Raw genomic sequence first — 12,502 nt, 5'->3', positions numbered from 1 at the left:
AGCGGAGAGCAAGCAAGTAATCTCGGCATGCCTCGTCCGTGGCAAAGCGATGCTCAAAATCCATAAGCGTTTTAGGATAATCCTCAGCCATGCCCCAACACTACAGGTTGGGGTCGGTGGAGTCAAGTAAATACCCAGTTCTGGCGAATTCAGCTACATGTCCGTGATCTCATCGAATCGTGAACGAACCGCAACCGCCGCCGAATGATTCGCCACCGCCGAACGCGAAGCCGCTTTCCGCGGCGGACGCGGCGGAATTGGCCGGCCGCGTGGCCGAGTTGACCAACGCCGGACTGCCGCTGGCGCCGGGTCTGTGGGCCGCGGCGGCCGAATTGCGCAAACGCCGGCTGGCCGCGGCGTTCGAGCGGATTGCCGCGGCGATCGAGCGCGGCCAATCGCTCGAGCAGGCGCTCGCCGCTGAGCGCGGCGCTCTGCCGCGTCACCTGCAAGCCCTCGTGACCGCCGGCGCGCACACCGGGAAGCTCGGCCAGGTGCTCGAAGATTTCGTTCATTTCCGCCAACAGACCGACGACGTTTACCGCAGCGTCTGGCTCGCCGTGGCCTACCCAGCGTTTCTCGTGTTCCTGCTCGCGGCCGTGGCGCTATTCTTCGCCGTTTCGATTGTTCCGACATTGGCCTCAATCACCGAAACCCATCATGCGGGCATTCCAAGCTTCGTAAGAGCAGGAGTGCAAGTCTGTGAATGGATTTCGCAGCACGTCGCAGGCTTGCAGATGGGAGTTGCCGCGGTCATTTTCATGGTGGGATCGGCTGCGCTCCTAATCGGGCCGAAGTGGCGGCGGCAGTTGCTCAATCAACTGCCCCTCTTCGGCCCGCTATGGCGATTCAGCGCGCTTTCGGAATTCGCCCAATTATTGCGACTGCTCCTAACGAACGGCGTGCCGTTGCCCGATGCGCTTCGGCTGGCGGCCGATGGAGTTCGCGACGCCGATTTGGCCGCCGTGTCGCGCTGCCTTGCCGGGCAGGTCGAATCGGGCGCACAACTCGCGGAGGCGATGAGCCATTTCCCTCAAATTGCGTCTTCGATTCAACCCATTGTTGCGTGGGGAGAACGCCAATCGTTGTTGCCCGACGCGATGGACGCTGTGTCTCAAATGGAGGCGCGCCGGGTGCAGCTTCAAGCCGATTTGGTAAAGGCCGTCGTTCCGCCAGCGGTGTTTCTTGGAGTGATGACACTCATCTTGTTGATGTTGCGGTTGGTCGGGCAATTCGGCGTTTTGATAACGCAATTGATATACAACTTGAAGTCCACACCGTTCGAGGAGCCACTGCCGGCGCCGAGTTTTTCCGGCGCAGTAAGCCTGCTGATGATTGGCTGCGCGGTGCTCATCGCGTTGCGGCTCGTTTATCCGCGCCGCAAGCCGCCGGCAGACGCGCTGCAGACGATGATGCGGTTGATCGGTTGGCTGCTGCTGGCGCTCGGAGTGCTTGGCGTGTTCGCGGTATTCACGGGCGGCTTGGCGATCGGCTTATGGTCAGTGGCGATTGGCTGCTGGGGCGCGGCCGTCTTTCGACTCCGCCAGTCGCAGCGGCTGGCGTTGTTGGAATTGTTGGCGATTTCGGTCGATCGGGGGATTCCACTCGAAGCGGCGGCGCGCGCCTTTGGCGAAGAGGAGGGAGGGGTCTGCTTTTCGCGTTCGACGGCGCTGGCCGATTGCCTGGCGGCGGGAATGCCGTTCTCCGAGGCCATCCAGCGGAATCGCCGCGTCTTGCCGCCGCGCAGCGCCGTGGCCGCGCGGATCGGCGAAGTCGTCGGCGCGTTGGGGGCGGCCCTGCGCTCGGCGGCCGATCGTAATTGGTCGGCAGGGCTCACCCGCATTGCTCCCATTCGCTTGATCGACTTGGTCTATCTCATGTGGATCGGCGGCTTTGTCATGCCGTTCATGGCGATCAAGATCGGTCCGGCGTTCGAAAAGATCTATTCCGACTTTCACGAGAAGTTGCCCCCCTTGACGCGGGCCGTTTTCCATTTGACCGCCTCACCCTATTCGTTATTCTTCTCCTTTTTCTTGATGATCCCTGTGGGGGTCGTGTCGATCTATGTCGCGCTTCGCGCTTTGGGATGGATCGAATTCGATTTGCCGATCGTGGCGCGGTTCATGGCGCCGCGGGAGTCGGCCGTGGTCCTGCGCTGGCTGGGATTGGTCGCGGGACGTGAGTATCCGCTTAAGCCGGCGCTCGATTATCTGGCGAATAGCTATCCCCGACGGCTGATTCGTTGGCGGCTGCAGCATGCTGCAGCCGACATTGCAAGCGGACGCGACTGGTCCGACAGTTTTCGCGCCGCAAAGCTAGTCCAGAAGACCGACGCCGCGATCTTGAAGGCTGCCGCGCGGGTCGGAAACCTGCCCTGGGCACTCGCCGAGGCGGCCAGCAGCGGCGAGCGGCGCCTCAATTATCGGCTCCATGCGATTGGCCAAGTCCTGCTTCCCCTCTTGATTCTTGCGGCCGGCGCAGCGGTAATGATGTTTGTGGTCGGCTGGTTCCTGCCGCTGGTCCACTTGATCAACAGTTTGGCGGTGCATCGATGATTTGCAATCGGTTGCCACACGACATTTCGTTTAACCCGGAGCCATCGGCGACGGCAACGCGATATCAGGCTGCCGACGCTGGCAGGGTCGGCCACGAGACGGGAACAACCATGACATACCGGCAGCGCGGATTCACGCTGGTGGAACTCCTGGTCTGCATCGCCATCTTGGGGATCATCTTCGCGCTCTTGTTACCCGCTCTGCAAGCGACCCGAGAGGCGGGGCGGCGGTCGGCCTGCGCAAACAACCTGCTTCGGATTGCCTTGGCAACCGCGAGTTATGAGTCGGCCTACGGCTACTATCCGCCCGGCGTAACTGATCTCAAGGGGCCAATCCTCAGCCGGGCCCGCGGCCTGCATCATGGCTGGATCGAGCGGCTCTTGCCGTATCTCGATGAGCGGCTGGCCTACGAGAAGATCGATTTCACCACGAGCGTTTACGATCCCAAGAATGCCGCGGTTCGCAACTTGCGGCTGCCGGAGCTGATCTGCCCGTCGGACACGGTAATCGATGACGGGCCGCACAGCAGCTATGCCGCTTGCCAAAACGACACCGAGAGCCTAATCGATGCCGACAATCGCGGCGTCTTCTTCTTGAACAGCCAGTTGCGGCCGAAAGACATTACGGACGGGCTAGCGTACACGCTCTTCGTCGCCGAGAAACAGAGCGAAGGGAATGGGACAGACCTCGGATGGACGTCGGGGACGAGGGCGACCTTGCGGAACACCGGGACCGATCTGAATCGGACCGGGCCGCGAGCCCTCGTTTCGCAGTCATTCGTGGCAGGCCCGCCGCCGGACCCGGCCAATCCGACCGAGTCGCTCGTCCCGCCATCCACCGAATTGCCGCCGGCGAGATTCAGGATGAGCCCGTACGGGGAGGGCCCCGTTCCCATTGTGGCTGGGGACCAACCGCCGCTGACGCCCGTCGCCGATTTTCCTCCGGCGATGCCCGTCACGATCGAACGTCCAACAACTCCCGAGCCGATCGCGCTGCGCGAAGATGGAACTCCCATTTTGCCGCCGCCTCCAAAGCCAAAGCATCCACCCGTCTGGGAGCTTCCGAATTACGTGGGCGGCTTCGGCAGCGACCATAGCGGCGGGATCGTGGTCGCGGCACTGGGCGATGGCTCGGTGCGATACCTCCTCGAAACGATCGATCCGAGCTGCCTGAAGCTGCTCGGCAACCGGGCCGACGGACACGTGATCGATTTGAAGGAACTGGAGAAGTAGCCCAAATCAAGTACCAAGTACGAAGTACAAAGTACGAAATGAGGGCAGCGAGCGACCGCACACTCTGACACGAATCATCCCGATTGTACTTCGTACTTCGCACTTGGTACTTCTTTGCCGCCGCCATGCAACAGCGCTCCACGTATCCAATGTCGGCCTTGTTTCTATTGGTGACGATCGTCGGAGTCTTGCTGGCGATTGCGTTTTCGGGCGGCGTCGAGTGGCTTGCCAAAGTGCCTGCCGTTCCCATGATCGTGGTTTTGGTCCTTGGCGCAATTCTGGGACCGATCGTAATGGCCTACGTCACGCTCAAGTGGGAAATGCTCGGGATGAGCTATTTCGTCGGCGTGGGAGTCGGCTTTGTCGCGTTGCGCCTTTTAATCCGGCCGAACGATCTTCGCGTCGTTTTCGCCGGCGCGGCGGTCTTGTTGAGCTACGGCGTCATCATGCTCCTCGCCCATCCTCGGCCGACGGATCCCAAATCGCGATGATTCCGTCCCGGAAGGCTCCGCACTTCACTGGGCGACCATCTGTTCGTGCTGGTTTCCGCTACGTGTCCATGTGCAATGTCGCACGAACCGGAATCAGAAACGAATCGTGTCTCCTGCCCTTCTTCGGCCCCCGCAAAGTTGCTGCGCGCCGGCTGGCATTTAGGAGTTGTGGTGGAAGCTAAAGTCGCGAATTCAGAATCGAATAGAATCGACTAACTCGAATTAAGGACCTCAGCGATTGATCGTTGGCGATTCAAAGCGGCCAGATAGAAGTCACCCTGCGCGAATCGAAGACGGTGGGCATTGCCACCATGTAATCAGTGCCCACAAAGCGGCCCACCGCTATCGTCGAGGTTTTCATTAACTTTGTTTTCCGACTCACGCCGCGCGAGGCACGGCGACGATTTGGGAACGTCGTTTGCTAAGCATCGTCCACCCAATCGTGGGACGGTGCGAATCTCATGATTCGCCTTTCAGGGCAAGAACTACGAAAGACGAAATGAGGTGTACGATGTTAATCGATCTTTGGCGAAATGCGCGCAAGCAGGATTCACGGTCACCTTCCAAATCGTCCCACCGAGCGCGATCGCGCGACCAGGCGAGATCCCGTCGCCGAACGCTCGTGGCGGAAATGCTCGAGCCCCGGGCCATGCTGGCGGCAACGATCACCCCGCACCAATTGTTGCCCGTGCCGACTGCGAACGTCGGCATCCTCTTGTTGGACCACACCGCGGTTGACTCGCTAACCCGGACTGGCAATGGCGGGATCTTTGTCACCAACGCCGACATCGTGATCGACTCGAGTAACAAGGCCGCCGGTCTCGTTACCGGGAATGGGAACGTAGTCGCCAACGACATCTTCGTGACCGGCGGCTTGAAGCACACCGGCAAGGGGAGATTCGAAGGAAACATCGTTACCGGCGTGACGCCCACACCCGATCCGCTCGCCGCTTTGCCGGCGCCGATTCCCACGGCGCCGTTCTTTGGCGCTCAATACATCGGCAATCATTCGACCGTGACGCTTTCGCCCGGGACATACACCGGCGGAATCTTCATCTCGGGTCATGCCTCGGTCACCTTGCTGCCGGGCACGTATATCATCCAAGGAGGCGGGTTCAGCGTTAGCGGTAATGCAAGTCTGACCGGTGACGGCGTTACGATCTACAACGGCCCGAGCACGACGCCTTCCCAGAAGGTCGGTCCGATCGTCTTCAGCGGCCATGCCGACGTGACCCTCAGCGCCCCTGGCGCGGGCGAATTCCAAGGCATTGTGATCTTCCAGGCACGGACGGCCTCGACGCCGATCACGATTTCCGCGTCGGGCGCCAATTTGACGGGAACGGTTTACGCCGCCAATGCCTTGCTGAATATCTCCGGCAACGGCAACGTCTTCATCAATGGCCTTGCCGACGAAACGATCCTCGCTAGCGTGATCGTCAAGGACTTGCTCGATTCGGGGAACACCAACCTCTTTGTCAATGGGATCGCCAGCGGCGTCGAAACCGATCTGGCAATCACCAAGGAAGATGACGTCGGCGGATCGAGCGTCACCAGCACGACCGGCGCCATCTTGGCCGGCAATACGATCACTTACACGATCACGGTGACCAACAACGGCCCGAGCAACGCCGTCGGCGCCAGCGTGACCGACGCGTTCCCAGCCGAGATCACCAGCGACACGTTCACAGCCGTTGAATCGGGAGGGGCGACCGGCTTCACCGCCAGCGGCAGCGGCAACATCAGCGACACCGTGAACGTGCCATCGGGGGCCACGATCACCTACACGGTCCTCGCGGATGTCAGCGCCTCAGCCACGGGCACCCTGAGCAACACGGCGAACGTCGCTCCTGGGCCTGGCGCGATCGATGTCGATCTGACCAACAACACGGCGACCGACACGGATATCATCCAGCATCCGGCCGATTTGGCCATTACTAAGGTCGACAACAAGGGTGGGTCAAGCATCACTCCTTCGACCGGCATCGCCATTCCAGGCGCCTCGATCACTTACACGATCGTGGCCAGCAACCTCGGGCCAAGCAACGTCGTCGGGGCGGCTGTAACCGACACGCTGCCGGCCACGCTGCTCACCTGGACGGTCACGGGGACGGACGGGTTTTCCGCCAACGGCGCCGCCGGCGGGAGCTTCACCGATTCGACGGTCAATCTGGCCGACTTGGCCAGCGTGACCTACACGGTCACGGGCACGATAAGCCCCACGGCCACGGGCACATTGTCCAACACGGCGACGGTCACGCCGCCCGCCGACATTCTGGACACTAATTTGGCGAACAACACGGCCGTCGATACCGACACGCTTGTGCCGACGGCCGGCTTGCGTATCACCAAGATCGATAATCACGGCGGCTCGAGCGTCACGGGCGCCGAGGGCTCGATTCTGGAAGGGGGCGCCATCAACACGTATACGATCGTGGTGACCAACATGGGGCCGAGCACGATTTCCGGCGCGACGATCAGCGATAACCTGGCCGCCAATGCGCAGCTCACCGGGGACACATTCACCGCCGTAGGGACGACGGGGGCCACCGGCTTCTCGGCATCCGGCAGCGGCAGTATCAGCAATAATATCACTCTGGCGCCGGGCAGCTCGATCACCTATACCGTCCTCGCGACGCTCAGCGCGACCGCCACGGGGACTCTGACCAACACCGCGATCATAGCGCCTCCGGCGGGTGTCACGCTCAGCGCCGGCTCGATCGTAGCGGCCTCGGTCACTGACACGCTCACGAGCGGAATCGCGTGACGCCGACTAGCAACTTAATCGATTGCGCCCGGGATTGAGTCGATGCTTGAGCAGAGTGACGCGGGCCGGGTCGAGGCGGCCGGAGCGGTCGCCGCGACAAACGGCGCCGCGCACGGCGATGAAGTCAGCTTCGAGCGGTAGCAGACGTGGTAGGTGAAGTTCCGTCACTTGGCCCCCCAAAACGATGAGCATTCCGGCCGCACGGGCAGCGGCGATGCGCGTCCGCAATTCGTCGATCGACCATAGGCCGAGCAGGCCACGGCCGCGCTTGTCGAAAGTGTCGATCAGCATAGCCCGGCAGCCGAGCCGATTCCCTTGGTCGATCACTTCGCCTGGCTCGGGCGAATGCGCAATTTGCCAATCTGCGTAGACGACAGCGACCGACGAAACACTTGCGGGCAATTCGGTGAGCGCGCGCCCCCAATCGTCGCGCCAAGCCGGTCGAGCCGCGCAGCCCGCCAGGCCCAGCTTCGCGAACTGGATGCCGTTGAAATAGTGGTCGCCGTCAACGCTCGGTTTCAAGTCGGCGTCTCTCGCCGCGACTTCGCCCAGCGCGACGCTCAGGGGCCGCCGCGAGCCGACGACGCGGACGATCGCGGCGATCATCGCGGGCGACGCGGCGCCGAGCGAGCCGGCGCTGGGCTCTTTGACGTCGATCAGGTCGGCACCCGCTTCGAGTGCGTCTCGCGCCTCGTCGGCGTCGCGCACGCTCACCAGGAGAGCGGTCATGAGGGATTCACCTTTTGGGTTGTCGACGATTCGACCGCAGGTTGATTCAGTTCGTGCAGTCGCAGATTCAATCGCTGAACGGCGTCCAGCGTGAGCGGCTCGCACCACGCGCCGTGAACGGTGATGTAGCCATCCGACCACCGACCGAGCGCGGGCTTCACGGCGACGTTCGCCCAATCCGCTGCCTTTTCATCGAGCCGGATCACGAGATTGGCCGTGCGCCTTTCGCCACTGCCGGGAACCTGCGTCGGCCCGGCGCTAAGAAAGGCACATTGCACTAACTCGACTGGCAACCGGATCGGCGGCCCGGACCGCAGATAGAGCAAAAGATGCCCGGCCTCATAAGCCATCCGCGGCTGGCGACATTGCCAGACAAAAAGGCAGATCAAAAGCGCGCCAATCGCGGCCAATACCCAGCCGACCGCGCGAAGCAAGCCGGCGGGCTGCCAAGGACCGATCGCCAGCCCGACGATCAGGAGCGCCGCGGGCAGGGCCATCGCCACGTAGATCGCTCGAAGGTTCGGACGAAGAAGGACTTCACGCACGGTCGGGGCTGGGGTTGGGAGCTCGGAAATACGACGTGCCGTTCGCAGCGATGACGAATCGCCTACCGCGATTTTTTACAACCGAGCGGCGCGAAGCACAATCCTCGACATGGCAGCACGATGAGACCGCCTTCCAATTGAACACGTGGATTTGCCATTTTCGATTGGCAGGTCGCCGCTTAGTATGATCGAGGACTGAGCGACGGCAACTTTTCCAGTCCCGAGCCCCTGGCCCCCTTCCCGTTCCCTTGTCGCACCTGCACATCACTACCGCCGGTCAACTCGCCGACTTTACGGCTCGGCTGGCCGGCGTCGAGACCATCGCCTTCGACACCGAGTTCGTTTCCGAAGACACCTACCGCTCCGATCTATGCCTGATTCAAGTGGCGGTCGGCGAAGAGTTGGCGGTGATCGATCCGCTCACGGCCGGCGACGTGACCCCCTTTTGGGAAGCAATCGCTTCCGGCGGGCATGAAACCATTGTCCATGCCGGACGCGAGGAATTGGTCTTCTGCCTTGCGGCGGCGGGCCGGCGGCCGGCTCGGCTGTTCGACATTCAGATCGCCGCCGGGCTGGTCGGCTACGAGTATCCTGCCGGTTACGGAGCGCTGTTGGCCAAGGTGCTTGGAGAGCGGCCACAAAAGGGCGAGACACGAACCGATTGGCGCCGACGGCCGCTGAGCCAGCAACAGATTGAATACGCCCTGGACGACGTGCGGTATTTACGCGCGATCCGCGACCGGCTGCACGCCAAGCTCTCCGCGATGGGCCGGCTCGAATGGATGCAGACCGAAATGACCGCCTGGCAGGACGACGTCGAGACGGCGCGCTCTGCCGAGCGGTGGCGGCGCGTCTCGGGGACCAACGGCCTCTCAAGCCGGTCGCTGGCGATCGTCCGCGAGTTGTGGCGCTGGCGCGAGGCGGAGGCGGCCCGCCGCGATTCGCCGGTCCGCCGCGTGCTTCGCGACGATCTGATCGTCGAACTTGCAAAGCGGCGCTCCGCCGATCCGAAGCAAATCCGCGCGGTCCGCGGGCTGGATCGCGGCGATTTGCAGCGCCTGCTCCCCAAGTTAGCCGAGCATGTCGCCTTGGCGCTCGATCTGCCCGAATCCGAGTTGCCACGCACCGAGCGCCGCGAGACGCCAAATCAAATCAACCTGCTGGGACAGTTTCTCTCCGCGGCGCTCTCCAGCATCTGCCGCTCGGCGCAGATCGCCCCAAGCATCGTCGGCACAGCGAGCGACGTTCGCGAATTGATCGCCTTCCGGATGGGCTACGGCGGCGACGAGCCGCCGGCTTTGGCCCAAGGCTGGCGCGCGGAAATCGTCGGACAATTGATCGACGATCTCCTGGCCGGCCGCAAGAGCATTCGGATCGGCGACCCGACGTCGGAGGAACCACTGGTGTTCGATCCAACGAATGTCGAAGGCGGGCGGCGAGAGGCCTAGTTCCCCGGCTCTGCCTGGGAACGAGAGCCTTAACGGATACCGGGCTCATCCGCCCGCAATCTGGGCCATCGCCTCGTCGGGGATGTTGAAGTTCGAGGCGACACTTTGCACGTCGTCGTGGTTGTCTAGCCGTTCCATGAGGTTCAGCACTTTGCGGGCCGTTTCCGGATCGTCGAGATCGACGGTCGATGTGGGGAGCCGCGTGATTTCCTTCGATTCCGGTTCGATGCCGGCGGCGGTTAGGGCCTCGCAGACGGCGCCGAACGATTGCGGATCGCAGGTGACCTCGAACTTATCGCCGTTCCGCTTCACGTCGTCGGCTCCCGCCTCGAGCGCCGCTTCCAGGAGTTTCTCTTCGTCCAACTTATCGGCCGGAATCATGAGCAACCCCTTGCGCTCGAACATCCAGGCGACGCAGCCGGTCGCCCCGAGCTTGCCGTCGCACATCTCGAAGATTTTGCGGATTTCGGGTGCCGTGCGGTTGCGGTTGTCGGTGAGGATTTCGCACATGACGGCCACGCCGCCGGCGCCATATCCTTCGTAGAACATTTCCTCGAGATTGCCGCTGGCCAGCTCGCCGCTGCCCGTTTTGATGGCCCGGTTGATGTTGTCGTTGGGCATGCTCACGGCCCGGGCGGCGTCGATCGCATAGCGAAGGCGGAGGTTCATGGCCGGATCGCCGCCCCCCAACTTCGCCGCCACGATGATCGCCTTGGCCAGCTTGCTCCAGAGCTTGCCGCGCTTGTTGTCGACCAGGGATTTCTTGCGAGAGATATTAGCCCAATGGGAATGACCTGCCATACGAATCTCCGATCTCACTTCTGTGCCTGAACCGCGGATTGCAACTTCACGATCTTCTCGTGGACGATTTTGATTCTTTCGTCATCCTTGTCTTTCTCGTATCCCTTGAGGGCCCGATTCCAGGTGTCGAGCGCATCGGCGGATTTATGGACGTGCTCGTAAACGTCGCCCAAATGTTCGAGGATCGTGGCGTCCGGGCTTTCGCCGGCCGTGGCTTTCTTGAGTTCCTCGATTGCTTCGTCGTCGCGGCCCAGGCGGAAAAGCGCCCAACCGAGGCTATCGCGATAGGCGATATTTTCCGGCTCGGCTGCGATCGCTTGCTGGATCATCGCCAGAGCCCGCTTGAGGTGCTTTCCTTCATCGGCCCAGAGATAGCCCAGGTCGTTGTGGGCGCCCACGTCGTCCGGAAACTCATCGAGCGCCTGCTGCAACCATTCTTCGGCCTCGGGCAAGTTCTTCAGCGTGACGCAAACGCTTGAGAGCGCCTCGCGGGCCTCGCGGAGCGTATCGCGGTTCTCCTCGGACGAAAAATCGTCGTCAAAACGGGCGATCAATTCCTTATATGCTTTATACGCCTCTTCGTTGCACTTGGCGTGGAACAGGATCCACGGCAGCCGGGCGGCATAGCGGGCGTCTTTCGGCTTCTTCTGCTCGATAATCTTGCGGACGACGGCCAACGCCTCGTCGGTCTTGCCTTCCATTTCGAGCGCTCCCGCCAGATAGAACTCGAAGGCCGGCTTGTCGTCCGGCAGCTTTCCTTCGTCGATGCCGCGCTGGAAGACCTTGGCCGCCGCGGCGTCCTTCTGGGCCAAGAACAATTCGAGACCCCACGACAATAGCATCTCAGCATTGTCCTTGGGGTCGGCCTTGAGGGCCAGATTGTAGAATTCCTCCGCGACGTCGAATTGCTTCCGCTCGGCGGCCAAGGCGGCCGCCCCGCGCAGGGCCGTCGCATCGGCTTTGTCGGCTTTGCCAAGTTGGTCGCGCGCAATCTGGTAGAGCTTGGCGGCAAGTCGATTGTCGCCGGTCACGCCCTTGGCGTCCTTGTCCAAGACCTCGAACGAGCCGCTCTTTTCGACCACGTCGCCGAGCATCTTCAATAGCGCCTCGGTCTGGTCCGTCTTGCGATAGACCTCGACCAGCGCGCGATAGGCCTCGGCCGTGGGCGCTTTCTTGAGCACCGCCTCATAAAGCGGCCGGGCCTCGGCGAGCTTGCCCAACTGACGGTATTGCTCGGCGAGAAAGAAATCCAGCGCGACGGATTCCGGCAGCGCTCCATGCAGCTTTTCGAGACGCGGCAGGAACTGATCCGATTGATGGACCTCGCCCAGAGCGGTCTTGAGGAACTCGAGCGATGCCGGACTTAACTCGGCCGGATGCGAATCGAAATACGTTTCAAGCTTCTTGAGGGCTTCGGCGGGACGGTTCGATTTCTCATCCACACGAGCCAGATTCAGCGCTAGCACCGCCGCGTTTGGCGCGAATTCATTCAGCTTCTCGAAAGCTTTGCTCGCGGCTTGAGGACGGTTCACTTCGAGGAAGGTGGCGCCGATGAGTTCGTACGTCAGGCCGTCGTCGCCAATCAGTTTCCGGGATTCGTCGGCGGTAAGACCGAAGTCTTTTGGCTTTTCCAAGGCCGGCAGCACTTTGTCGAACAACGGAGCGGCATCGGCATAGTGGGCCATCAGGAAATACAGCCGCCCCAACTCGACGCGAATCTGCGTCTGGGCCGCCGTCGGCTTGGAGTCGGCTTCTTCAATGCGGAGGGCCTTTTCCAACAACTTCGCCCCCCGTTTCAATTCGCCCTGTTCCGCGACGTATGAGCCGATCCGGCGCGGGAGCGCCGAATCGGAATCTTCCTGCTCGGCCAGCTTGACGGCATAGCGGAGCGCCTCCGCGCGGCGATTCAGACTGTAGGCCAACGGCACGAGTTCGCGGAG

Annotated in this window: 9 protein-coding genes; 5 read left to right on the top strand and 4 right to left on the bottom strand. The window is 62.1% G+C overall.

The window, feature by feature from the left end; genetic code table 11:
* Window positions 1-179 precede the first annotated feature (179 nt).
* From VGY55_13105 to VGY55_13090, 4 genes are all read left to right on the top strand, one after another.
* Window positions 180-2,552 carry a type II secretion system F family protein gene (locus VGY55_13105; protein ID HEV2970903.1) on the top strand — a complete coding sequence of 791 codons (2,373 nt, stop codon included), beginning with the start codon at window positions 180-182 and terminating at the stop codon, window positions 2,550-2,552.
* Window positions 2,553-2,662: 110 nt separating this feature from the next.
* Window positions 2,663-3,784 (top strand): DUF1559 domain-containing protein, encoded by a 1,122-nt coding sequence (locus VGY55_13100; protein ID HEV2970902.1) that lies wholly within the window; start codon window positions 2,663-2,665, stop codon window positions 3,782-3,784.
* A gap of 125 nt (window positions 3,785-3,909) precedes the next feature.
* Window positions 3,910-4,275 carry a hypothetical protein gene (locus tag VGY55_13095; GenBank protein ID HEV2970901.1) on the top strand — a complete coding sequence of 122 codons (366 nt, stop codon included), beginning with the start codon at window positions 3,910-3,912 and terminating at the stop codon, window positions 4,273-4,275.
* Between the two features lie 631 nt (window positions 4,276-4,906).
* Window positions 4,907-7,039 (top strand): hypothetical protein, encoded by a 2,133-nt coding sequence (locus VGY55_13090; protein HEV2970900.1) that lies wholly within the window; start codon window positions 4,907-4,909, stop codon window positions 7,037-7,039.
* A 6-nt stretch (window positions 7,040-7,045) separates the two neighbouring features.
* Here the strand turns inward: VGY55_13090 and VGY55_13085 are convergent, their stop codons facing one another.
* Window positions 7,046-7,768 (bottom strand): (5-formylfuran-3-yl)methyl phosphate synthase, encoded by a 723-nt coding sequence (locus tag VGY55_13085; protein HEV2970899.1) that lies wholly within the window; start codon window positions 7,766-7,768, stop codon window positions 7,046-7,048.
* Window positions 7,765-8,313 carry a hypothetical protein gene (locus tag VGY55_13080; GenBank protein HEV2970898.1) on the bottom strand — a complete coding sequence of 183 codons (549 nt, stop codon included), beginning with the start codon at window positions 8,311-8,313 and terminating at the stop codon, window positions 7,765-7,767. The genes VGY55_13085 and VGY55_13080 overlap by 4 nt, the downstream gene beginning before the upstream one ends.
* Before the next feature lie 248 nt (window positions 8,314-8,561).
* Here VGY55_13080 and VGY55_13075 point away from each other — a divergent pair, with 248 nt between their 5' ends.
* Window positions 8,562-9,761, top strand: a complete 1,200-nt coding sequence (locus VGY55_13075) for an HRDC domain-containing protein (protein HEV2970897.1) — start codon at window positions 8,562-8,564, stop codon at window positions 9,759-9,761.
* Between the two features lie 45 nt (window positions 9,762-9,806).
* On the opposite strand, the gene VGY55_13070 is transcribed toward VGY55_13075, so the two are convergent.
* Window positions 9,807-10,562, bottom strand: a complete 756-nt coding sequence (locus tag VGY55_13070; protein ID HEV2970896.1) for a YebC/PmpR family DNA-binding transcriptional regulator — start codon at window positions 10,560-10,562, stop codon at window positions 9,807-9,809.
* 14 nt (window positions 10,563-10,576) lie between these two features.
* On the bottom strand, window positions 10,577-12,502 hold a 1,926-nt coding region (locus VGY55_13065), incomplete at its 5' end, for a tetratricopeptide repeat protein (GenBank protein ID HEV2970895.1).

The organism is Pirellulales bacterium (assembly GCA_035939775.1).
Taxonomy (GTDB): domain Bacteria; phylum Planctomycetota; class Planctomycetia; order Pirellulales; family DATAWG01; genus DASZFO01.
This window is presented reverse-complemented; position numbering and strand designations above follow the sequence as displayed.